Source organism: [Pseudomonas] carboxydohydrogena (assembly GCF_029030725.1).
Classification (GTDB): Bacteria; Pseudomonadota; Alphaproteobacteria; order Rhizobiales; family Xanthobacteraceae; genus Afipia; species Afipia carboxydohydrogena.
In genome coordinates, this window is record NZ_CP113162.1 from 482,281 (window position 1) to 504,655 (window position 22,375).

The 22,375-nt window shown below is 58.7% G+C and carries 18 protein-coding genes; 6 read left to right on the plus strand and 12 right to left on the minus strand.

The genetic code is table 11. The features are described from left to right. Positions 1 to 59: 59 nt before the first annotated feature. The 3 genes from AFIC_RS02315 to AFIC_RS02325 all read left to right on the plus strand — a co-directional run bounded on the left by AFIC_RS02315 (position 60) and on the right by AFIC_RS02325 (position 2,956). Positions 60 to 539 carry a hypothetical protein gene (locus tag AFIC_RS02315; RefSeq protein WP_275247583.1) on the plus strand — a complete coding sequence of 160 codons (480 nt, stop codon included), beginning with the start codon at positions 60 to 62 and terminating at the stop codon, positions 537 to 539. A 1,129-nt stretch (positions 540 to 1,668) separates the two neighbouring features. Then, positions 1,669 to 1,974 carry a DUF736 domain-containing protein gene (locus tag AFIC_RS02320; RefSeq protein WP_275248614.1) on the plus strand — a complete coding sequence of 102 codons (306 nt, stop codon included), beginning with the start codon at positions 1,669 to 1,671 and terminating at the stop codon, positions 1,972 to 1,974. Between the two features lie 67 nt (positions 1,975 to 2,041). Continuing rightward, complete coding sequence (locus tag AFIC_RS02325; RefSeq protein WP_275247584.1) at positions 2,042 to 2,956, plus strand: ArdC family protein; 915 nt, start codon at positions 2,042 to 2,044, stop codon at positions 2,954 to 2,956. Positions 2,957 to 2,985: 29 nt separating this feature from the next. Here AFIC_RS02325 and AFIC_RS02330 read toward each other — a convergent pair whose 3' ends face one another. Continuing rightward, a complete protein-coding gene (locus AFIC_RS02330) occupies positions 2,986 to 3,312 on the minus strand; it encodes a GrlR family regulatory protein (RefSeq protein WP_275247585.1) in 327 nt (108 codons plus the stop codon). Positions 3,313 to 3,454: 142 nt separating this feature from the next. On the opposite strand from AFIC_RS02330, the gene AFIC_RS02335 reads away from it, so the two are divergent. Then, positions 3,455 to 3,688: a helix-turn-helix domain-containing protein gene (locus AFIC_RS02335; protein WP_275247586.1), complete on the plus strand. Its 234-nt coding sequence runs from the start codon at positions 3,455 to 3,457 to the stop codon at positions 3,686 to 3,688. 55 nt (positions 3,689 to 3,743) lie between these two features. Here AFIC_RS02335 and AFIC_RS02340 read toward each other — a convergent pair whose 3' ends face one another. The 3 genes from AFIC_RS02340 to AFIC_RS02350 are packed head-to-tail and all read right to left on the minus strand — an operon-like array spanning position 3,744 to position 7,136. After that, positions 3,744 to 4,679, minus strand: a complete 936-nt coding sequence (locus AFIC_RS02340; RefSeq protein ID WP_275247587.1) for a plasmid partitioning protein RepB C-terminal domain-containing protein — start codon at positions 4,677 to 4,679, stop codon at positions 3,744 to 3,746. Next, positions 4,672 to 5,574 (minus strand): plasmid partitioning protein RepB C-terminal domain-containing protein, encoded by a 903-nt coding sequence (locus AFIC_RS02345; RefSeq protein ID WP_425583833.1) that lies wholly within the window; start codon positions 5,572 to 5,574, stop codon positions 4,672 to 4,674. The genes AFIC_RS02340 and AFIC_RS02345 overlap by 8 nt, the downstream gene beginning before the upstream one ends. Then, positions 5,571 to 7,136 carry a recombinase family protein gene (locus AFIC_RS02350; RefSeq protein ID WP_275247588.1) on the minus strand — a complete coding sequence of 522 codons (1,566 nt, stop codon included), beginning with the start codon at positions 7,134 to 7,136 and terminating at the stop codon, positions 5,571 to 5,573. The genes AFIC_RS02345 and AFIC_RS02350 overlap by 4 nt, the downstream gene beginning before the upstream one ends. A 111-nt stretch (positions 7,137 to 7,247) precedes the next feature. Here AFIC_RS02350 and AFIC_RS02355 point away from each other — a divergent pair, with 111 nt between their 5' ends. After that, on the plus strand, positions 7,248 to 7,898 hold the full coding sequence (locus tag AFIC_RS02355; protein ID WP_275247589.1) for a DeoR family transcriptional regulator: 651 nt from the start codon (positions 7,248 to 7,250) through the stop codon (positions 7,896 to 7,898). Positions 7,899 to 8,092: 194 nt separating this feature from the next. Here the strand turns inward: AFIC_RS02355 and AFIC_RS02360 are convergent, their stop codons facing one another. The 8 genes from AFIC_RS02360 to AFIC_RS02395 all read right to left on the minus strand — a co-directional run bounded on the left by AFIC_RS02360 (position 8,093) and on the right by AFIC_RS02395 (position 21,564). Then, complete coding sequence (locus AFIC_RS02360) at positions 8,093 to 8,659, minus strand: hypothetical protein (protein WP_275247590.1); 567 nt, start codon at positions 8,657 to 8,659, stop codon at positions 8,093 to 8,095. Between the two features lie 216 nt (positions 8,660 to 8,875). Further along, positions 8,876 to 9,415, minus strand: coding sequence for a cytochrome b (locus tag AFIC_RS02365; RefSeq protein ID WP_275247591.1), 540 nt, complete (start codon positions 9,413 to 9,415; stop codon positions 8,876 to 8,878). A 73-nt stretch (positions 9,416 to 9,488) separates the two neighbouring features. After that, entirely contained in the window at positions 9,489 to 12,746 is a 3,258-nt protein-coding gene (locus tag AFIC_RS02370) for an efflux RND transporter permease subunit (RefSeq protein ID WP_275247592.1), read from the minus strand. After that, on the minus strand, positions 12,743 to 14,017 hold the full coding sequence (locus AFIC_RS02375; protein WP_275247593.1) for a TolC family protein: 1,275 nt from the start codon (positions 14,015 to 14,017) through the stop codon (positions 12,743 to 12,745). Before AFIC_RS02375 ends, AFIC_RS02370 begins: the two co-directional genes overlap by 4 nt. A gap of 110 nt (positions 14,018 to 14,127) precedes the next feature. Then, complete coding sequence (locus AFIC_RS02380; protein ID WP_275247594.1) at positions 14,128 to 16,104, minus strand: heavy metal translocating P-type ATPase; 1,977 nt, start codon at positions 16,102 to 16,104, stop codon at positions 14,128 to 14,130. Between the two features lie 2 nt (positions 16,105 to 16,106). Further along, positions 16,107 to 16,802: a VIT1/CCC1 transporter family protein gene (locus AFIC_RS02385; RefSeq protein ID WP_275247595.1), complete on the minus strand. Its 696-nt coding sequence runs from the start codon at positions 16,800 to 16,802 to the stop codon at positions 16,107 to 16,109. 573 nt (positions 16,803 to 17,375) lie between these two features. Next, positions 17,376 to 20,531 (minus strand): efflux RND transporter permease subunit, encoded by a 3,156-nt coding sequence (locus AFIC_RS02390; RefSeq protein ID WP_275247596.1) that lies wholly within the window; start codon positions 20,529 to 20,531, stop codon positions 17,376 to 17,378. Continuing rightward, the gene (locus AFIC_RS02395; RefSeq protein ID WP_420833378.1) at positions 20,524 to 21,564 is read right to left on the minus strand and encodes an efflux RND transporter periplasmic adaptor subunit; all 1,041 of its coding nucleotides are present in this window, start codon (positions 21,562 to 21,564) and stop codon (positions 20,524 to 20,526) included. The genes AFIC_RS02390 and AFIC_RS02395 overlap by 8 nt, the downstream gene beginning before the upstream one ends. A gap of 138 nt (positions 21,565 to 21,702) precedes the next feature. On the opposite strand from AFIC_RS02395, the gene AFIC_RS02400 reads away from it, so the two are divergent. Then, entirely contained in the window at positions 21,703 to 22,359 is a 657-nt protein-coding gene (locus tag AFIC_RS02400) for a Chromate resistance protein ChrB (protein ID WP_338063146.1), read from the plus strand. Positions 22,360 to 22,375 lie beyond the last annotated feature (16 nt).

Consider the following 22,375-nt stretch of genomic DNA (forward strand, 5'->3'; position numbering starts at 1 on the left):
AACGAGTACGACACGCTTTAACGTGTATCGTGCATTGATAACAATTACTGGGTGTTATGATGGGTTTGTTCAATATTGCAGGTACGGTGACGGCTCTCGGTCAGAGCCAGTTCGACAATATTCATACAGTTTACGCCTATATCGAGATTACCGAACCCTCCGGACGCCGCGTTCAGATCGATAAGGTGGCGGTTTGCAACGATACAGCCGCATTGTTGGCGATGGAAACGAGTGGTGAGTTTTTCTTCGACAAGATGTTCGTATATGGGCGGCGGTACCATTGCCAGCTCTGGGGCATCAAAGCCGAGAACATGGCGGTGATCGATCGCACCAATGTACGGATAATGGTGATGTGGCATCATATCATCTTCGGATTGCTCTTGATGCCGATTGGATTCCTGGGGGCGTTCTGGTTTTTTCCAGGTATTGGCCATCTGATCACGATCCTGTCGGGTCGCGTCAACCGGCGAGAGCGCTTCTACGGATCAAACCCTGCAGAAGTCCAGCGTCTGCGACAGCAGCAGGCGGTACGTATTTGAAGTCTATGCGTGCAGGACTGGTCGCCGGTGTGCTGGGAGCGTTTGTCTCTGTCGCGCAAGCTGCGCAGGAGACATACGTATATGTTCCCACACACGGACCATCTTGCACGGATCGGTCGCGTGACGGTCTCAATCAATGGCATTGTCCCGGCCCGGCGGGCTACGTAGCGGGGTATACGGATGAGGGCAACATCGCCGGCATTGCTATCTGGCGGCTGAATGCACGGCGGGCGTCACCGCATGCGGTGTCGTGGCGAGGCTCAGGCCGGGTATTCGGTGAGAAGCTCGAGTGGCGACTTAGGGAAGGGCATCCTCATGCGGCGATCCTCCGCATCTGGCGGCTTGTGACCGACGCGAACGGTCGCGATCACGAATCTGAAGAATTGATGATCCTCAAAATTGCCTCGTCCGGAGCCTGCCGTGTGGCATCGGTCAATGCGCGGCAACCACGCGCCAATGAGATCGCCCAGCAGACAGCGGATGGTGTGTCGGCAATGCCATGCCGCGATGAGCCGTAGGTCGCTCCAGCCCTCCAAGAGCGATGTGTTCCGAAAGCTTATGCGGTGCCGCCGTGATGTGGGCGGCCACCGGCGGGGTTAATAACGCGCGACCAGTTCTGCTGATGCCCCGCCTCATAGTTGGCTAGTCGTTCTGGTATGTTTCGCTTTTCCGGCACCATCGTTTGCGATCCGCTCTGCTGTGGTGTCAGGCCGATTCACGATGAACGTGCTGACGGGCTGCTGTCGTGCATTCTGTCGCAATGCCGGCCGGATGCCGCCTTACGCTGAGGTCTGCCTTCTCGATCGCCGCAAGCCTCGCATGAGTAATGTGCCACGGTTGTGACCTATCACCTGTTTGTACGACAAAGCGCGCAGGTGTTGGCCTCTGACGATGAGCGGTGTCGCCGAACGATAAAGGGCCCTCGGCCCCGATCGTGTCCCTGCAACGGCGCGTCCGGCTTTTTTCCCCGCCACGCTCTGCGTGTCTCCTCGCGCAAGACAAAAAAGCCATCCGCTCAGCCGTCCTCCGCTGTGCTCCAGCCTCCGGTGCAGGTCGATCGTCGCCCGGCGCAAGGGCCGCCATCGAGGCCGCAATCACGCGCGCCCGACAGCAAACAGGAAAGACGATCATGGCAACCATTGGCACCTTCACCAAGAGCGAGAGCGGCTTTGCGGGCGCGGTCAGGTCCTTGAGTCTCAACGTCAAGGCCAAGTTCATTCCGGCCGAGAAGGAAAGCGACAAGGCTCCCGACTATCGCATCCTCTCCGGCAGCGTCGAGTTCGGCGCCGCCTGGAAGAAGACCGCACAGAACGGCCGCGAATATCTCTCGGTACGCCTTGATGATCCAAGCTTCGCCCTGCCGATTTTTGCAAATCTGATCGAGGGCGAAGACGCCACTCATCAACTGATCTGGTCACGTCGCAGCGCCGACTGAGCCGCAATCGGCGCGGCCACATCCGGCCGCGCCGGTCCTCATCTCCTCACATCGAAGGATCCTTCCGATGAGCAAGCTCCTCAGCTCAAACTCGCGCGCGGATATCTATCAGCGCGTCACCGATGTCATCATCAGCAATCTCGAACAGGGCGTTCGTCCCTGGATCAAGCCGTGGACGGTATCGGTCAGCAATGCCGTCCGGCCACTTCGGCACGACGGCACACCCTATCGCGGCATCAACGTCCTGATCCTGTGGTCGGAGGCGGCCGCGCATGGCTACGCGTCTTCGACCTGGATGACCTACCGGCAGGCCACGGTTCTCGGCGGGCAGGTCCGCAAAGGCGAACGGGGCACGACCGTCGTTTATGCCAATATCATTGACAAGACCACCCAGACCGATCACGTCGCCGATACGGATGATACTGTGGCGACACGCATCCCCGTGCTGCGGGCCTACACGGTGTTCAACGTCGATCAGATCGACGGCCTATCAGGCGTGGTGAAACCAGTGCTAATGCCGGGTCATTCCATCCCTGCCCGGATCGAGCACGCCGATGCGTTCGTTGCTGGGACTGGCGCAACCATCGTGCATCGGGGCAACCGCGCTTGCTATATCCCTTCCGTCGATCGCATTGAGATGCCGCCCTATGGTCTGTTTGTCGACACCCGGACGGCCAGTGCGGCCGAGGGGTACTACGCCACCTTGCTCCATGAACTGGTGCATTGGACCTCACCGAAACATCGGTGCGACCGTGACCTCGGCAAGCGTTTTGGCGACAATGCTTACGCCCGGGAAGAGCTTGTCGCAGAAATAGGTGCGGCCTTCCTCTGCGTTGATCTTGGGATCACTCTTGAACCTCGGCCAGATCATGCTGCCTACATCGCCAGTTGGCTCGATATACTCAAGGCTGACAAGCGCGCGATCTTCGGTGTAGCCGCTCTCGCGCAGAAGGCTGTTGATTGGCTCACCGAATCCCGGTGAGCCAGATCTGCGACTTCGCCAAATGACGATCAGTCGCAAAGACGCGTAAGCACGACCTTAAGCCCAAGGGACGGCGCCTCTGCGGCAGTTCCGTCCAGGGTAGCAAACCCGTCCTTTTCAAATCCATGCAAAGTCACCCGGGCACTATCAATGCCGAACAGGGACAAAGCTTTCGGGTCGTTGGTGTGCCGGAGGGTCGTGACCGTCCCGCTGACCGTATGCCCCACCTGCTGAAAGGTCCCGACATAGGCGAACGCCGAGTCGCCGCCATGTATCCTGCCATCATGCGCGAAAACAACGCCAACGGCCTTGCCGCGAGGGGTTTCGAACTCTGCTTTATACAGTCCTTGAAGCATGAGATTTTGGGAAAATGTCCTTGAACCGAAAGCGATGGCTGACCTTGTGTCGACCATCGTTGAGGAACAGATACACGCTGAAGCGTATATTACACGTTAAAGCGTGTGGCGCGTTGTTTGCCGGGATGGTTCATCCTGACAAATGGCGAAGCGGGAAACTCCATCGAGCAAGCGCATACTGGCCCGCAATTTGCGGCGGCTCCGGCTTGAGCGAGGATGGTCACAGGACGACCTCGCTGCGGAGGCCGACGTGCGTCAGGCCCTCGTCAGCGCGATCGAGGTCGAAACCGCAAATCCGACCTTGGAGACTTTGGACCGGGTGGCGACAGCTCTCGGGGTCGAACTCGCAAAGCTTCTCGAGAAGTCGGGACGTTGAAGTGCGTTGCAGAAGAGCGCCATCGAGCTAGAGATGTTGTGTCTTCAGCATCATTTTAGACTTTCGGTCCTTCCGTGACTGCGCCGAGTGTGTCGATTTCCGCAATTTTCTGGAATTCTATGAGATAGTCTTGTTGGTGGTTCGCCAGCCAGCGAGCGATCCGTTTGTTAGCGAGAAGTTTGGCGATATATCCTCGCGCGACGGTTAAATGTAAGTTCTCGATACCGTAGGTATCCTCGACGGACTCTACTTGAGTTTGCAGTGCTGCCAGTTCCCGTTCCATACGGGCAATCTGTTGACCCGAAGGTGTAGGGGAACCGCCTCCTTTTCCCTTCTTAGTTACAGCAAGTTGGCTTTCTGATGTTGCTGCTCGTAGTGCTCGGGCGAACATCACGGTGAAATTGTTTTGACCGATCATTAGATCTGCGGCTTCAATCTGACGAACAGCAGACATCTGACGCAGAATGTCAAACACCTTCATTGAGCAAGGTGTATCTTTGAGCAGGTCCGCAGCCTCCGGGCTGATCCCTTCCAATAGCCGGAATCGTCTCAGGACCGACTCAACCTGAAGGTTAAGGGCGCTTGCGATGTCAGCGGACGATACGCCTCGCTCCATAGCGCGTGCGATCATTCGGTGCTCCTGAATCGGAGGTATGCGATTCACGCGCTTATTATAGGTATAGGTGTCGTCATCCGTAGCCAGTAGACATTCGGCTTCGACGATGCCCAGTTCTTTCAACGCCTCAACCCGTAGGTGGCCATCGAGAAGGAACCATGTTCCTGATTTCTGCGGAGCGGCCATTACAACAGGTGCTTCAACTAGGCCGATTGCTTTGATGGAGCTCAGAATCTGAGTGTACGTTCGGCTGGCTCTAACGCCATCTGGCAAGATTTTAAGCGGAACGATCGCTGACAACGGGATGTTTAAAAAGCTTCGATCAAAAGCCAAGCGAATATTGGGGTCTTGCCGAGCTTGCGGAGTATCAGTCATGATCGCCTCCTGATACGCGGGTAGCAAGCGGTCGAGGCATGGTTGCAAGACCCTCCGCTCGTAGTAAGTTTACAAAGCTGTCATCAGCAAGCAAATCCTTCAGCGCTTCAACTAGGAAGAGAAGTCGAGTCTGAGCAAAGTCCGACTTCTTCACCAGCAAGCGCTGCTTTTCAGCTTCGCGCTGATAGACCTGCATAAGGTCATTAGCTGTCATACGCCGGCTATTGGTTTTTCGCCCCAGGCGACCAATTGGCAACCCTTTTCCCTGGGTTCGTAGTCGCATGTCGAGCATCCGCCGAACGGCAGCAAGTTTCTTGCCCCTCAATTGGCCGGTCTCATAGGCATCAAGGAGCAGATTCTGGGCTTGCTCAGTCTCCGCCTTGGAGATTTCCATTGCCAGTGTAATCGGTATGAGGCCTGTCTCGACGGCTGCCACTAATCGTTCTTCGCCACGCTCCAGGAGAGAGGCAATCATATTGACCCAAGATGAGCCAACTCCGATTTTCTCGGCGATAGTGGTGTCACTATAGCCGCGCGATCGGAGCGCACTGATTTCCCGCATAAGGTCGATGGGGCGTGGTGTGCGCCGGGCGATATTTTCGACCAGACTCATCACTAGGCACTTGCTCTCACTGGCCTCGATCACGACCGCTGGTATTTCGGTTTGCCCGAGCATCTGGAAGGCTTCCAACCGGCCTTCGCCGCAGACGAGATCATATCTTGGGCCGTCGACCCCATCGCGCCGGCTTACTGTGATCGGCCGCTTTAGCCCGATAGCTTCGATGTTGTTTACGATTTCGCGATGTTGGCGCTTGTTGCGCGCGCGCGGGTTCAGGACCGTGATCCGTGCGGTAGGGATCATCTCGATTCGGTTCGGATGAATTGCAGGCATCATGCCACCTCCGAGAGTGTGATGGGCGTTGCTATGTCGTAGAGAATGGCGAGATCATCGAAGCGATAAGCATCGAGACGAAGGGCGTTATCTTCCGCCAGATGCAATTTGTCGGAAAGCATATCGATGCGCGGAAACAGGTAATAATCGAGCGGCGAGCGATTGTCCCTATTCATGCGGACGACGATTGTGATGTCGGATGCAAGTGATGTGTCGAAGCGCAGTTTCCAACGTAAAAGCCCAGTCGGTGTCTCTAAACATCGAGCTATCACCACGGATACGCTGAACTCGCTGTTGACGATCACTCGGTCGGTTTGAAGCTCCTGCAATGTGTCGCTGCCTGTGGCGCGTAATTTATCGAGTATCTCACCAAGAACGGTAGGATAAAGCTTACGGAGTTCGCGATTGATTTCGACATAGCGATAATCACGGTCCGGCGTAAATCCAATGAGGCGATAGGCTCGAAGCAGACTACCGAAGCGGGTACTGTAGGCGCTGCTGGATGGTAGGGCGTCGCATTCATCGATGATAATTCCCGACAATAGCCCCTTTTGCTGATACAGATCTTGTAACGATTGCAGCATCTCTTCGTTGCTCAGGCGGAAAGAACGGGCATTGATGATGGCTCGGGCCGCCTCGAAGAGTTTACGTTCGATGATCGCTTCGAACGCATTGGGAGCCTTGATCCACATATCGGGTTCGTTACGAACGCGTTTCTTCTTTAGTTTGAAGGATCGGCGATTCCACACGTTATCGCCGGCATACTTCTCATTAATCAGAAGCTGATGGACCGTGCCCTTGGTCCAAGGGCGTCCAAGGTCAGTGGAGATGCCCCGTTCATTGAGGCTGGTTGCTATGTCGCTCTCGCTACGACCTTCATGTACGAAAGCGTGATAGATATTGCGGACTAGAACGACTTCTTCTGCTGGGCCGAGGGTTAAGATCACGCGGTCTGTTTGGATACTCTTATGTTCGCCGCGTTCAAGAATTCCTTTGACTTCGCCGTATTCGTCGATCAGGGCGCGTCGCAGGCCGAAACCCGCTTGGCCCCCCTGACGACATCCCTTTTCGATCAATCGCCCTTGGCCCGCGAACACCTTTGTCGAAAGTTCGCGGCTGAATTCACCGGCCATCGCGCGCTTGACGCTCTTAACAATAGTTGAAATCGGGCTACCGTCGTTCTCGAACTGCTCCGCGCAGTACTCGACGGCAATGCCCGCACGTCGGCAGATGTATTCATAATAGGCGCTCTCGTCAGCATCCTGAAATCGGCCCCAGCGGCTGACATCGTAGACGAGAATCAGCGTGAAATCGGAATTTCCGGATTGAACATCCTGGATAAGCTGCTTCAGCGCATCGCGTCCCTCGATCTTCAGGCCACTTTTCCCGGCATCAGCATAAGTTCGAACAATCCTGATCCCGCGATCTTTCGCATATTGCTTGATCGCGTCGGATTGGTTTTCAGTTGAGTATTTTTGATGATCTGTCGACATGCGGACGTACTCGGCCGCCTGAATAGGGCGTTCCGGGTGCCCCGACCAATCGTCGAATGTTGTATTCGTCACTTCACGCGCTTTCCCATTTCCGACTGTGGCGCTTCGAGCCGACCTGTCGCCACAGCGTACTTTTGCGGCCATTCCGCACTGAACCCAGTTTAATGGCGGAGGAAATGGAAGATGTTGCTGAAAAAGGGCAGGAAGTTACCTCTATGGAAGGGTGTGCTCGTTGGGCGTGAACCTTATGCACGCACCATCGCCGATTTGCTGCGCAAGGAGCATGGCGATAGCCATCGCGCGATTAAACAGCTCATGCGGCAAACCGATGCGAGCGAAAGAACTGTAAAGCACTGGCTTTCGGCGCAGCATGGCCCGGATACAGTGTATTTCTTGCGTCTCGTAGTTTCTTCGCCGATCATAAGAGCCTTCGTTCTTGGCTTGATCGAAAGCCCGGCAGCAAGCTCGCCTTTCGATCCCGTAGATCGCTTTTCGCTCGCCGCAAATAGGAAGGCCTATGTCGCTGGGGAAGCCGTTGGCAGGAGACCGGCAACAGGCGGGCAAAAAAATGACCCTGAACCTGTCCCTATAAATGTCCCCATCAATGTCCCTGATCCAATCGAACTCAGCGACCGGCAACGCTGGTTTCTGACCCGTGTCGCAGAAGGAGGCCGGTGCGGAGCCAAAGAGATTGTGGCGGAATGGGAGGTAAGTCTGAAAACTGCTCGGCGGGACATTGGCGCCCTTCAGAAGGCGCAACTTCTTGAGTATGTCGGATCACGTAGAAAAGGGAGATATCGGCGTAAACACACGGCGTGGCCATCATTATCGTGATAGCCGCCTAATCGACAATGCCCGAGATCCGGGGTGCCGCTGCCGGTCTGGCCCTGGAAACCCTCGACCGGGTCGTGGCGAAGTTAGGGGCGACCCCGCAAAACTCTTCGACAAGGGCAGACGTGAGTAGCCAGAACGAGAGCCGCGATCGATCTGAGGGCGAGCGGCATACGGACCTCATAACTTTGATTGGATTAATCCGCTCGGTTCCGTCGTAGCGCGGCTGCCCTCTGCATGAAGTCAAGTGTTTGCCGGTTTGAGGTAGCAGGTGGATCACTTGCTGAGGTCTTAGTTGCTTGTGACTTCGTGGCCTCGGCTGCAAGATGTCTCGATCTCTTTGAAGGTTTCTGGCGAACGATAGCGGGTACGCGCTTTTCCTCTACGCGTGCGTGATAGTTAGCAGAGGTCGTTTGGTCGTTGTTGCGCGACTGTTGGCCAGTTCCCCGGCGGGTAGGTGCTGGCGCAGAAGATGTCGCTGCCTCCTGCTGCTTGCGCCACACAGTTGACGAAAGCGTGCCGACCGGGATCGGGCGGCCGCCGGGACCGTGGACGCCGGCAGCAAACAGTACCCGGGACATGTCGCCCCAGGTCAGGCCGCGCTCTTCAACAGCATCGAACCAATTCAAATGGTCTGCGACCAGGCGTGCCAACTTCTTACGGCCGCCGCCGGGAAGCGTCATGTCTGCGGCAATAGCCTTCGCACCAGCCTCGATTTGCTTGTTCGTCAGCACCCAGACAACCCCTGTGACAACATGATTCACATAGGGACTCACCCTGGCTTCTGCAAATCTATGCAAAATATTGCATCAATCTTGAATGGAAATGCAGAAGAAAGAAGAAGCTTGCATGGCTCACACCTGTGCATCCCTCCCCGATGCGTTGGGGTAAAAACTCATCGACGTTACGATAACTTATTGGTCGGTTGCGGGTTGGCGAACTGGCTATCAAGGATCATTAACGGGCCGCCTCTCACCATGCTAACGCCTGCTCACCGTCAGCATACGGGCCATGATTCTATCGCGATAATAGAAAAAATGAATCAAAGCCGCGGCGACGTGCAGGCTTATCAATCCGAGAAGTATCCATTCAGCTGCTTGGTGCAGGCCATCAATCGACTTGATTACCTGGGCGTTTCCCGATGCCAGCATGGGGAATGGAAACAAATAAAAGAACGACGCTGACCAGCCTCTGAAAGAAGCGAACAGCCAGCCCGTTATTGTAGTCAGCAGGACCATTACATAAAGCATCCAGTGAGTCAGTTCAGACGTGAGCCTTTGCCACGCGGGCAAGGAACTCTCCGGAACGACGGGATGCGTCAAGCGCCAGCTCAGGCGCACCGCGAATACGGCGAGAATGACCAGCCCAATTGAGATGTGAAAAGTCATTCCGACGCCCGGTTGCATGCCACCATGGATGTCCGGCATAAGCCAGCCAAGCGGATACTGGATCACCAGCAACCCAACTGTCGTCCAATGCAAGATCTTGGCGGTTGTTCCATACTGCAGTGCGGGTGACATTGTTATCAGAACTCCATCTTGAATTCACGCGCTGTGGCCGGTTGCATTCTCTTGGCGGACTACCGGGGATTTTTCAGATGACTTGTTGGCGACGGCCAGCTTCCTGCGCCGATTGATCAAACCCGACTGGTGGAAGATTTTCTTGTCTGTGGCTATCCGCGGAACGCCGCTCCACCCAGCGATAGATCGTCGGAAGCAACAGCAGCGTCAAGACAGTCGAGGATATAATCCCTCCGATGACAACGGTGGCGAGGGGGCGCTGTACTTCCGCTCCTGCGCCCTGTGCGATTGCCATGGGCATGAAGCCGATACCAGCGACCATGGCGGTCGACAGCACCGGACGCAACCGATCCATTGCGGCTTGTCGTACAGCATCTGCGAACGGCAGGATTTTTCGCAGAGCATTGATATGATCGACCAACACCAGGCCGTTCAGCATCGCAATGCCAGACAATGCTATGAACCCGATCGCCGCGGTGATCGAAAAGGGCATATTGTGCAACCACAGAGCCAGCACACCGCCGGTGATCGCAAACGGAATGCCTGTATAGATGACGGCCGCCTGGCGTATGCTGCCGACCGCAAAATAGACCAATGCAAAGATCATCAGCAGTGCGGCCGGCACGACGATCATCAGGCGGCTGCGTGCGGCTTCCAACTGACGAAACTGGCCGCCGAATTCGATGCGGTAGGATTCCGGTAGTTTGAGCCTGTCGGCAAGCCGCGCTCTCGCCGCGGTAACATAACCTTCGATATCGTTGGTGTTGAGATTGACCATCAACGCCGCGCGACGCTTGGCGTTGTCATGCAGGATTGGCTCGACCGTGCGCATGTCGCGCAATGTCGCAACCCGATCGAGCGGTACCAGACCGGTCGTGCCCACACGCAGCGGCAGTGACAGGAGAGACCTGTTGTCGGCCCGAAGCGTTTCGGGCAGGCGAATGACGATAGAATGGCGGTGGTCGCCCTCGGCGATGAAGCCGACCTCATCACCGGCAATAGCCGACGTAATGGCGCGGTTTACTTCCGCGGCACCGAGCCCCAAGCGGACGAGCGCGTCGTGATCGATGTTGACAACCCGGCTGCGCGTGCGGTCGGCGGTCTCAAATTGCACATTGGCGGTGCCGGGCAGGGTCTGCAGTTCCTCTCGTGCCTGCGCGGCAAGCTTCTCAAGCATATCGTAATCGTTCCCGAATATTTTCACCGAAAGATCAGCACGCGTACCTTCCAGCATTTCGTTGAAACGCATCTCAATGGGTTGTGCGAACAGAAAGGATTGTTCGGGGAAAACCGCCGTTATTGTTTTTTCAATGGCTGAGACCAGTTCGGCCTTGTTGCGGGGCATGCCGTCGCCTTGCGGCCATTGGTCCAGCGGCTTGTAGAAGATGTACAGGTCGTTCTCGTTGGGCGGCATCGGATCGGTCGCAACTGCGCTGGTGCCGATCCGCGAGAATGTGCGTGTGACCTGTGGGAAGCGTCGCAAAATTTCCCGCTCTGTTTCTTGCTCGATCACGAGACTCCGGTCGAGCGACATTCCGACTGGCTTGTAAACCATCGCCGTGATGGAGCCCTCATCGAGGCGCGGGGTGAACTGTGAGCCGAGCGTCAGGAAAACGGCAATCGATCCGCCCACCAAGCAGACTGCCAGGCAAACCGATGCTGCAGGGTGGCGGAGCGCAAAGTTCAGGAGGGGGACATAGCCGCGCGCGATAAAGCCAGAAAGGCCGCTGCTATGCCCGATATCGTGACTGGTGCGGGCCGCTGCGCCATTTTCGCCGCCAGAGTGTTGGCGAGCCTTCATGTTGGAACGCAACATCCAGGCGCACAGTGCCGGAACCAGAGTGAAGGTGACGAACAGGGCAGCGCCCAGCGCGAGCATCACAGCCTGTGCCATGGGGTGAAACAGCTTGCCTTCCACGCCGCCCAGGCTGAGCACCGGCACGTAGACAAGGGTGATGATGGCAACACCGAAAAAGACAGGGCGCGCCACGCCACTTGTCGCCTCAACAACAATCGTGCGGCGTTCGCGCGCTGTTAGCTCTCGCTTCTTTTCCGCACTGGCTTGACTCATCAGGCGCATGGCATTTTCAACAACCACGATCGCGCCATCGACGATGAGACCGAAATCGAGTGCTCCCAGGCTCATCAGATTGCCGGAAACGCCAAGCACGTTCATGCCCGTAATCATCATCAGAAATGCGAGCGGAATAACGAGAGCGACGATCATCGCCGCTCGCCAATTGCCGAGCACGACCAACAACACCACGGCAACCAGTAACGCGCCTTCGCCAAGGTTGCGTTCGACCGTCGCGACGGTGCGATCCACCAATTCGGAGCGGTCATACTGAACGCGCAGGGCCATACCCTTCGGCAGCGCCGCGCGCAGATCCGGCAATCGTGCATCGACGCGTTTGGCAACATCCCTGCTGTTTTGGCCCACGAGCATCATCACCGTGCCGAGAACGGTCTCTTTGCCGTTGGCGGTTGCTGCACCTTCACGCAAGGCATGACCGATTGTTACGGTAGCCAGGTCGCCAACTGTGAGGGGCCGGACGCTTCCAGCAAATTTGACAGGCAGCGCACGGATCATGTCCACGGTTGTGACCCGTGCCTCAGTCCGCAAGGTGAAGCGCTGACCATTTGCGGTAATTGTTCCGCCGCCGGCATTCTCCACGTTGGCACCTACAGCCAGGGCAAGCTCGGTAGGCGTGACGCCCGCCGCCGTTAGTCGGCTAAGGTCGGGCTCAACGACAAACTGCCGTTCGAGGCCGCCGTTGGAGTTCACCTCTGCTACGCCCGGGGTCGCGCGGAGCATCGGCTTGACGATGTACTCCTGAGCCTCGTACAGCTCCATCAATTGCTGCTGTTCGTCTAGTCTAGCCGGAGGCTGTACCCATTCGAGCGTATAATACCAGATCTCACCAAGTCCCGTGGTGATCGGCGCAAGCTGTGACGTGGATCCTGCAGGGAGCATGTCACGGACCGTCGCTAATCTTTCGGTGACAAGCTGGCGTGAACGAAGCTGATCGGTGCCATCTTCGTAAAGCAGGGTAACCTGTGACAACCCAGTCTTGGTCAGCGATCGCATGTCGCGAAGGCCCGGCTGGCCGGCCATTGCCCGCTCGATCGGCAAGGTTACGAGACGCTCGATTTCCTCCGGCGCAAATGCCGGCACAGTCGTGTTGATTTGCACCTGCACCCCGGTGATGTCGGGGATGGCGTCAACCTCAAGCTGCAGGAATGACCAAACTCCGAAGGCCGCGACCAGGAGAGCCATTGCGCCTATAGCAGCCGGGCGGCTGCTTACCCAATGAAGCAGTTGGCGCATCATTGGCTCATGCCGCCGAAGCGGCGCCCCCCGTTAAGCGCACGGAGTTGAAGTGAGGCCTCCAAGGCTTCGCGCCTCGTATCCAGCACGGCCGATAAAGCGTCGAGATATTGGCGTTGCATTTCCGCATAGGTTGCGATTGGGATCGCACCCTGCCGGAAAAGATTGTCGGCAGCAGCTGCTGTGGCCGCGAACTTGTCCGCGGCGGATATAGGCCAGTTCGCCAGCGCCCGGCGCTTGGTCTCGTAAAGTGCGGCACGCTCGTAAACTTGTCGTGCTATCCTTCGCTGGGCCGCGAGCAATGCGACGTTAGCTTCGGACTGGCGGCTCTGCTCTTGCGCTACGCCCGCCGCCTGGCTGTTCCAAAGCGGCAGCGATGTCGTAAGCCGGACACCGAAATTGGTCTCGCGAATGTCAGATTTTGCGTGATTATAATAAGGGCCGACCGCCACGTTCGGCACGCGCGATTTTTCCGCCATGTCAACACGCAGTCCCTGCTGTCGTGTTTGTGTGCGCAGGGACTGAAGCTCAAAATTGTTGGCATCCACCTCTCGCGTCATGCGGCCCACGGCTGGAAGCGCGACAAGCCGTATATCAGGGCGAGCAACGCGAATGCTTGTGCCAAGAGGTGCTCCCCGCAGCTGGTTCAACTCATAGAGGCTGGCGTGGGCTTCAGCCTCGGCAGTGGCGGCGTTGCGTTCGGCGGTGATAGCGCCGGCCTCCAGGATCGCCGCATCCAGCGTAGGTGCAGGGCCAGCCGCTTCACGTTGCGCCACCACTTCCGCAAGCGCTCGCATCCGCGTCGCGACGTCGCGTGCCGCGATTGCCTTCTGTTCCGCTGCAAATAGCGAGTAGCCGAGCGAATGCGCCCGGCTGACCAATGTAGCATCGAATTGCGCAAGACCGATGCGCGCCAATGCCACTTGATGTTCGGCAATAGCCCGACGCAGAGCGCCCCGGCCGGCGAAATCAAGTGGCTGCATGAGGGACACGCCGTATGTGGGCCCATCACCCGTCGGCGTGCCGGTCAGGACGTCGGACGTTCGACGTTGTCCGAGCTCAAATGCTATTTCGGGATCTGGCAGCCGATTCGCGGCGTCGCGTTCGACACCCGCGAGACCGATCTGCTGTACATAAAAGCGCCGCTCGGGATTGCTCGATACAACGATGTTGGCGAGCGCATCGATTGATACGGGCTTCGGTGGCTGGGCATGGGCCGGCGCAGCCAGAGCGAGTGCAGCCGTGGAAATGATAATCGAAAGCCACGTGGGCATCGATTGACCTTTGTCAGCGTGATCGGTGTCACTGCAGGCGCGATGGCATCGCTTCAATTTAATTGACCTCATTTGCGGAAATGGCCCAGGGACTCGGGTCAGCTTTGCCGTTACGATATTTTGGCGGAAAACGTTTTCGACGGGAGCGTCGATGCGCTTCGGTCGCTCCACGTCTGGCGTGTCGATGCAATTTCGTTCGTGTTTCGCCGAATCCTATCCGACAGGAGCCGCAACCCGTTCAGGACAACCAGCACGGTCCCGCCCTCGTGTCCGATTACCGCCATCGGAAGCGGCAGATCGAAAAATAGGCCGCCTGTCACGAGCACCAGCATGGCGCCGATCGCAACAGTGAGATTCTGCCGAATGATCGCAGCCGTGCGGCGGGCCAGACCGCGCGCATCGGCCAGCTTCTTCATATCTTCCGACAACAGAGCTACGTCGGCGGCCTGAAGAGCAACATCTGAACCAGCCGCGCCCATGGCGATGCCGACATCAGCGCGTGCCAGTGCCGCAGCGTCATTCACGCCGTCTCCGACGAAGGCGACCTTGCCATGCGCCGCCAGTTCGCCGACGCGGCGCACCTTGTCCTCCGGGAGCATCTCGGCGTGGACTTCATCGGGCGTGAGACCAAGCTCCGCGCCGATCCGCAGAGCCACCGGCCTGCGGTCGCCGGTCATCATGACGATGTGGCGAACACCGCTATTGCGCAGGGCGGTGAGTGCCGGAGCGGAGCTGAGTCTCGCCTCATCCGCTACGCTGACGGCTCCCAGGACGGTCGATCCGCGTCCCAGATAGACAACGGTTTGCGTGGTGTCGGCCAGTTCCCGAAACTCAGCACGATCAACGGATGCGCCCATATCCTTGACAAGGCGGGGGTTGCCCGCCCATAGCGGGCCAAACTCATCCGAGCCGACGATGCCGGCGCTTGGGCGGGAACTGACATCGATGACATTCGTCGGCGCGATGCCGCGCACCGCAGCCTCCCGACGGATGGCTGCCGCGATATGATGCTCGGAATGGGCTTCGAGCCCAGCCAGCAGGGACAGAAAGCGCCGTTCATCGCCATCCAGCGTGATAATCCGCCTCACCACCGCACGGCCATTGGTCAGTGTGCCGGTCTTGTCAAAGGCGAAGGTATCGACTGCGGCCAAGGTTTCAAGCGCACCGCCTCCTTTGAACAACACACCGCCTCGCGCCGCCGCTGAGAGAGCCGACAAGATCGCGGCCGGCACCGATATGACGATTGCGCAGGGGCTGGCGGCAACCAGTAATGTCGCAGCTTTGTAGAGAGCCTGTTCCCAGTCGTGGCCCAGCAAGTAAAACGCGACAAAGGCGAGCATCGCCCCCAGGATGACTGCAACGGTATAACGTTGTCCAAACCACGAACTGAACCGCTCAGACGGGGCTTTGGCCTCCTGAGCTTGCGTCACGAGCTGGATCATGCGTGCGATCGTGCTATCGCCGATCGTCTTGGTGACGGCAACTTCCAGAACACCATCGAGATTCACGGTGGCTTCGAACACCTGTTGGCCGATCTCCTTCGAGACAGGCATGGACTCACCCGTGATGTTCGCCTCGTCGATACCGCCCCGGCCTTGCATAATCACGCCATCGGTTGGCACACGGGCACCGGGACGCAAAATCACCGTATCGCCGACGGCAAGCTCAGCGGCGGGGACCTCCACAACTGTGCCATCCTTGTTCCTGCGAAACGCGGTTTCCGGGCGAAGCGCCATCAGGGCCTCGACGGCGTGACGCGCGCGCCCGAGCGCATGATGCTCGAGCGTGGTGGATACACTGAAGAGTGTCAGCAACACAGCGCCTTCGAACGGCGCACCGACAATGGCGGCAGCAATAGCGGCAACCACCATCAGGAGATCAATATCGAGGATGTGATCCCGCCAAAGCGCCGACACTGCTCGCCACATGGCAGGAAGCCCGCCGGCGAAATAGACGAGCATCAGTCCAAGCCACCGAAGGACGGCAAGCTCTTTGACCGGCAACCAAGTTCCGGCCATGGCAAGGATCATCCCGAGGGTGGCCATAAGCGACATAAACGTCGGCAAGTCGAACGACGCGCGTTTCATGTTCAGACCGCCCGACCGATGAGGGAGCCGATGATGGCGGTTGACGCCATCGCAACCGCGCCCCAGAAAACCACTCTCGCTGTTGGTTTCCAGATGCTGGCGCCGCCTGTGCGGGCGCCGATTGCACCGAGGACGGCAAGCCCGATCAGGCAGGCGATGGATACCGTCCAGGACGCGGTTCTCGCCGGCACGAGCAGGGCGACGATCAGTGGCAGAGCGGCACCTGTCGCGAAGGTCACTGCGGATGTGAAGGCCGCCTGGACGGGCCTCGCCATCACATGGCTCGTCAGGCCAAGTTCGTCACGCGCATGCGCTTCAAATGCATCCTTTGCCATCATCTGCTCAGCGACCTGACGAGCCAGATCGGGCGACAAGCCGCGTTGCTCATAGATCGCGGCGAGTTCGGCCAATTCAGCCTCCGGCTGAGTGGCCAGTTCGTGCCGTTCACGCGCCATATCGGCTTTTTCGGTGTCGGCCTGGGAGCTGACGGAGACATATTCCCCTGCTGCCATCGACATCGCGCCGGCCACCAGCCCCGCAACACCTGCCACGAGGATCTCGCGCGAGGCTGGGGTCGCGGCCGCCACGCCCACGATGAGGCTCGACGTCGAAATCAGCCCGTCGTTGGCGCCCAGCACGGCAGCGCGCAGCCAACCAATACGTTCGATCAGATGGTTTTCTTTGTGAAGGGTACGCATCGGCAGTGCTCCAGACCGTGAATTGCAGGTTCTGAAACACAGCGCTCCCTATTCGTGTACCAGCAGATCTGCGGCCTGCAGATCGTCTCGAACTAAGAGAGTTAGAACCGTTCTAAATTTATTAGCGAGTGAGCCATCGCCCGTCAATATATTAGAATTATTCTAATGTAAGATGCTGCAACCGGTACTATTCCGAGAGGATGTAGCCGTGCACGTCGGACCGTACTGATGGCTCGTTAGACTGCCCGTTCAGAAAGATCCGTCGGATAAATCGGGATTCCGACGGTTGTAGTGAACATGAGTGGCTGATTTGGGCGGGACGTAGAGGAGGCTTGTAACAACATTGTCGTGATGTTGGGCTGGGCTCTGTCCGCTTTGAAGGCAAGCCGACCTTCGCCAGGTGAATGGTTGGCAGACGTTCGTCACAAAACCCATCGATTGCCGATTGACCATGTCGCCTGAAACGATACCTTCTCCTGACAATACATCGAGGAAAATTATATCGATATTTCAATGGTATATGAGTTCGCAGTTTTATTCTGAATGGCGCGCCATTCCCTTTCGAGTCCACCATCAGGCCATCGCCTTCCCTCGACGCACACCTGTCTTTCCACGATCGAAGCGGGCGTATCGAAGCGCCAGCGTCGGCAAGACCAGAAGGTTCAGCGCCATCGAGGTCATGAGACCGCCGAGGATGACGATCGCCATGGGTCCTTCGATCTCGCGGCCCGGCTCGCCCGCGCCAAGCGCGAGCGGAAGCAAACCGAGGCCGGTCACCAGAGAGGTCATCAGGATCGGAACGAGTCGATCCGCCGCGCCCTCGACGGCGGTCTCAAGGTCCCAGGCACGGCCCTCGATCATGACGAGATGTTCGTAGTGCGAAATCATCAGAATGGAATTGCGCAACGTGATGCCGAACAGGGTTACGAAGCCGACCAGCGATCCAAGCGAGAGCAGTCCACCGGTCAAAGCGACCGCAAAGACTCCGCCCACGAAAGCAAACGGCAGATTGATCAGAACCAGAACAAGGTTGCGCCAGTGACCGGTGACAATCGAAAGCAGAAGAACGATGCCGATCCCCGCCAGCAACGCGTTGACCAGCAGATCGCGCTGCGACTGAGCTTGCGCCTCGGCCGCCCCGGCAAACTCCACGTGTGCTCCGGGTGGTAACGCGACGTCCTTGGCGATCTTCCGCTTGGCGTCACTGACGAACGACGCGAGATCACGTCCGCTCACGTTCGCAGTCACCGTCTGAACGCGCTGCGCGCCTCGATGCAGGACCTGATACCGACCGGATGTTTCGTAGACATCGGCCACCTGCTTCAGAAGAACGTAGGCTCCGCCCGACGTCCGCAGAGGGAGATCGCCAATCTGCGTAAGCCGGACGCGCGCCTGCGCGTCGAGGATCACGGTCACATTGAAGACCGCATTGCCTTCGTAGGCCTGCCCGACCACATCGCCCTGGTAGGCAGTGCGGATCAGCTCAAGCACTTCAACGGCATCGAGGCCCCATCGCTGGAGGTCGGCGGGACGTAGCGACACGTTGATCTGCGGCATCCCCGGCGGAGATTGTTGCTGGACATCCACAGCGCCTGGAACCTCGCCGAGCTCGCGGGCCACGTCGCGTGCGGCTCTTTCCAATGCGTCCAGGTCAGCGCCGTATACGTTCACGGCCAGCGCAGCGGTAAAGCCCGATACCGTTTCCTCCACTCGCTCCATCAAATAGGTCTTGAGCGAGAAACTGATGCCGGGGAAGTTGGCAAGGGCCTCCCGCATGCGCGTTTCGGCCATGGTTTGATCGTGACCGGAAAGCCCCGGCTGCAGATCGACCTCGAACTCACTGTAATGCGGGCCTACGGTATCCACGCCGGCTTCGGCGCGCCCTGCGCGCTGTGCGACGCTGCGCACGCCCGGAACCTTTTGTAGAGCTTCCGTGATCAGGCCTCCGATCCGAAGCGACTCGTCGAGCGAAGTGCCCGGGATCGCCGACACGTGCAAGATCAGATGGCCTTCTTTCAGATCGGGCAGGAAAGTTCCGCCGAAAAACGGCAACATGGTTGCGCCCGCGATCGTAAGGGCAACCGCTGTTGCGACGACGAGCCTCGGGAAGCGCTCGATACGCCGGAGCAGTGTCTCATAATAGCCGCGCGACAAGCGGACCACTGGCGGGTCCCGATGCTCTCTTCGGTTCTTTCCGACGAGCAGCAACATCGAAAGCGCGGGTGTAACGGTCAGCGCGACCGCAAGGGAGGCAAGCACCGCAAGGATGTAGGCGATGCCCAAAGGCCCGAACAGACGTCCGCCGACGCCAGAGAGCGTGAGGACTGGAAAGAACACCAGCAAGACAGCGAAGGTCGCGTACACGACGGCGCTGCGGACCTCAAGGATCGCGTCGAGCACGACGCGGCCCTCGGCTCTCGGCTCAGCCAATCGGCGATTCTCGCGCAATCGGCGCACGACGTTCTCGACGCCGATCACCGCATCATCGACCACCTCGCCGATGGCAATGGCGAGCCCGCCGAGCGTCATGGTATTGAGGGTCTCACCCATCCATTGCAGGGCAAGCACCGCCGCGACCAGCGAGAGCGGGATCGCGGTACAGCTGATGATCGAGGTGCGCCAGTCGAACAGGAAGAGGAACAGAATGATGATCACCAGCGCCCCCCCGATCAGCAGGGCGTGCAGCACGTTCTGGGTTGCCGTGTCGATGAAGTTGGCCGGCCGAAACAGGTCGGCATGAAGTTGCACCTTTTCGCGCTCAAGGGCGGGTCGCAGCTCCTGCAGCGCAGCTTCCACCCGTGTTGTGACTTCCCGCGTGTTGGCTCCGTATTGCTGGCTTAACATCAGCACGACGCCAGGCCTGCCATTGATGAGAGCGGCACCGATCGGCGGTTCCGGAGCTACGACGACGTTCGCAACGTCCCCGAGCACGATGCTTGCGCCGCCCTCATGCATCAGAACGGTGCGGGCGACTTGCTCCGGGGTCAACGACTGGCCAAAGGTCTGGAGCGTAATGCGCTGATTGACCGTGTCTACGAAACCGGCGCCCCGCACCCCGGTGGCCTTGCGCGCGGCAGCCAGGACGTCGTTCATGCCAACCCGAAACCGGATCAGATCGTCCGGGCGGACCTGCACCTGGAGGGATCTCACGTCTCTGCCGTAGGTCGAAACCTGCGCGACACCTGGCACGGCCAACAGGCGCCTCGCCACGGTCCAATCCGCGATGGTGCGCAAATCCATCAGCGAGCGCTGGTCGGACGTCAGACCGATGACAAGGACTGTGCCGGCGGTTGGGGTCAACGGGGTCATCGCGGGAGGCTGGACGCCCTGCGGGAGCCGGGCGGCGACCACCGCGAGGCGCTCGTTGACGAGTTGGCGCGCACGGTAAATGTCGCTGCTGGGGTGGAATACGACGGTGATGACCGACAAGCCCTGAATCGAGGATGAGCGCATACTTTCGACGCCCGCCAACCCGTTGATGGACGTTTCGATCGGCTGGGTGACAAGAATCTCGACTTGCTCCGGGCTCAGCCCGGGCGCTTCCGTCTGGATCGCGACTTGCGGCGGCGCGAATTCGGGAAACACGCCATACTTGGCGCTCGCAAGCGAATACAATCCGTAGCCCAACAGCGCGCACGCCAAAGCGAGCACGATTCCACGGAAGCGAATGGCAAACGAGACCAGAGCTGCCTGGGGCCCCGCGTGGGTACCGAGATCGCCGTTAGTCATTGTCGGCGCTGCCCCGAAGCTCGCTCTTGGCCTCCTCGGAAAGGAGGACCTGCGCGCCACGGGTCACGATTTCCGTGCCGGCTTGAAGGTCCCGCACGACGTAATCGTCGTCGGAAACCGGTTGGTCGGTGTTGATCGGGTGCCGCTTGAATGCCTCGGGGCCGACGCGCAGGTACACCCAGGAGCGCCCCTGCCAGCGCACGATGGCTGTGTCCTCGACGAACACTCCGTCGTATATCTTGCCAGACGGCACATAGACCGTCGTGTTCATTCCTGGCAGCAGACCGCTGTCTCCCTGCGCCGTGAAGTAGTAGCTCACGCCCTGAATGCGCGCGTCCGTCCGCGTTGCCGGCGAGAGGTACTGGAGGTCAATATTGGCCTCGCGCGTGGGCGCCTGGGCGAGAGCCGTCCGAGGAGGACCCGCCAAGGTGACACCGGGCTGTAGCGTCACCTGAACCAGAAACCTTTCGCGTTCGATCAATCGGACAACGGTTGGCGAGCGCTCGATGATTGCCCTGCCGATCAGCGGACCCCATTCTTGTTGCGCCGTCGCCGCCAAGGTCCTCACCTGCGATTCAGCGGCGGTCAGCGCGGCCTGCTCGGTGCGGAACGTTCCCTCAGCGGCTTCGGCATCCTTTCTGGGAAGGGCTGCGGACTGCGTCAGACTCTTCGCGCGCTCGAATGCGCTCTTTGCGACGTCGAACCTTGCCTGCGCCATCTGGAGCTGCGCTTGGGCATTGGCATAACTGTTGGTGAGGTCGGTTACGCGGGCGATATCCAGGACGGCACCGTAGGCACGGAATTGCTCGGGATGGGGTTCCACGATCAACACCGCAGTCTGAAGCCCAATCTGCTTCTGCTGTTCCGGAGAAAGCTTGACCGTTGTCGGGTCGCCACCGGCCAAACCTGACGGCTGAGGTTGAGTGGCGGGCTGAGCCTGCCCGATTTGGACGGCGCCGACCCAAGATGACACGGTCAGCACGAGCAGCGCCGCGCGGAATGCGGTCACAGTGCGCACCTGTTGGCAAGACATATACGGCCAGCCTCGGTTCTTATAGAGCATCTGGACAAATAGAATGTTACGACCGTAACATCTATCGTGGATATTGAATCGGTTCAAGGAGCGACTGTCAGGGGACCGCCCAAGGTTCCCCAAGTCGAGTTAAAAATCATGACAGCAGAACGCAGCCGCGCAAAAAGAGCGCGCCGCCCGGAAATCAAACACGGGCCGCAGACTATCAGGTCGAAATCCGGAAAGGTCCGCCAAGGCGGTTCTCGATCATGGCTGCTTCTGACGTACAAGGTGCCCGCCGAGCCGGCAAAGCGACGCATCGCGTTATGGCGCAAATTGAAAGCGCTGGGGGCCATCTATCTGCAAAATGGCGTGTGCCTGTTACCTAAGATCGACGCACACGAGCGGCGTTTGAAGGTTTTGCAGAATGAGATCTCCGAGATGGATGGCGACGCGGTGCTTCTCGAAACGGTGGGGCTTGACCACGCACAGGAGCAGAAGGTGATCGCTCGATTTTCGGCCGAGCGGGACGAGGCCTATCGCGAATTCATCAGCCGCTGCGACGACTTTGACGGCGAAATAGCGAAGGAGCGCGGAGTTGGAAAGTTCACCTATGCCGAGGTCGAAGAGAACGAAGAGGATCTGACGAAGCTGCGGGCATGGCTCGAGAAAATCGTCCGTCTCGATTTCTACGGCGCTTCCCTCCGCTCCGAAGCTGAGGAACGACTCGCCCGTTGCGCAACCCTGCTGGATGACTATGCGCGCGAAGTGTTCGAGGCGCAGGACGAAAACCGCTCAAGCACCAATTCCGCCTGAAGAAGTAGGCCGCCTT

What these genes read in the sequence shown, in the direction of transcription:
- AFIC_RS02315 (WP_275247583.1), top strand. Translation starts at nt 60, where the DNA reads ATGGGTTTGTTCAATATTGCAGGTACGGTGACGGCTCTCGGTCAGAGC.
- AFIC_RS02320 (WP_275248614.1), top strand. Translation starts at nt 1,669, where the DNA reads ATGGCAACCATTGGCACCTTCACCAAGAGCGAGAGCGGCTTTGCGGGC.
- AFIC_RS02325 (WP_275247584.1), top strand. Translation starts at nt 2,042, where the DNA reads ATGAGCAAGCTCCTCAGCTCAAACTCGCGCGCGGATATCTATCAGCGC.
- AFIC_RS02330 (WP_275247585.1), bottom strand. Translation starts at nt 3,312, where the DNA reads ATGCTTCAAGGACTGTATAAAGCAGAGTTCGAAACCCCTCGCGGCAAG.
- AFIC_RS02335 (WP_275247586.1), top strand. Translation starts at nt 3,455, where the DNA reads ATGGCGAAGCGGGAAACTCCATCGAGCAAGCGCATACTGGCCCGCAAT.
- AFIC_RS02340 (WP_275247587.1), bottom strand. Translation starts at nt 4,679, where the DNA reads ATGACTGATACTCCGCAAGCTCGGCAAGACCCCAATATTCGCTTGGCT.
- AFIC_RS02345 (WP_425583833.1), bottom strand. Translation starts at nt 5,574, where the DNA reads ATGATGCCTGCAATTCATCCGAACCGAATCGAGATGATCCCTACCGCA.
- AFIC_RS02355 (WP_275247589.1), top strand. Translation starts at nt 7,248, where the DNA reads ATGTTGCTGAAAAAGGGCAGGAAGTTACCTCTATGGAAGGGTGTGCTC.
- AFIC_RS02365 (WP_275247591.1), bottom strand. Translation starts at nt 9,415, where the DNA reads ATGTCACCCGCACTGCAGTATGGAACAACCGCCAAGATCTTGCATTGG.
- AFIC_RS02370 (WP_275247592.1), bottom strand. Translation starts at nt 12,746, where the DNA reads ATGATGCGCCAACTGCTTCATTGGGTAAGCAGCCGCCCGGCTGCTATA.
- AFIC_RS02375 (WP_275247593.1), bottom strand. Translation starts at nt 14,017, where the DNA reads ATGCCCACGTGGCTTTCGATTATCATTTCCACGGCTGCACTCGCTCTG.
- AFIC_RS02380 (WP_275247594.1), bottom strand. Translation starts at nt 16,104, where the DNA reads ATGAAACGCGCGTCGTTCGACTTGCCGACGTTTATGTCGCTTATGGCC.
- AFIC_RS02385 (WP_275247595.1), bottom strand. Translation starts at nt 16,802, where the DNA reads ATGCGTACCCTTCACAAAGAAAACCATCTGATCGAACGTATTGGTTGG.
- AFIC_RS02390 (WP_275247596.1), bottom strand. Translation starts at nt 20,531, where the DNA reads ATGACTAACGGCGATCTCGGTACCCACGCGGGGCCCCAGGCAGCTCTG.
- AFIC_RS02395 (WP_420833378.1), bottom strand. Translation starts at nt 21,564, where the DNA reads ATGTCTTGCCAACAGGTGCGCACTGTGACCGCATTCCGCGCGGCGCTG.
- AFIC_RS02400 (WP_338063146.1), top strand. Translation starts at nt 21,703, where the DNA reads ATGACAGCAGAACGCAGCCGCGCAAAAAGAGCGCGCCGCCCGGAAATC.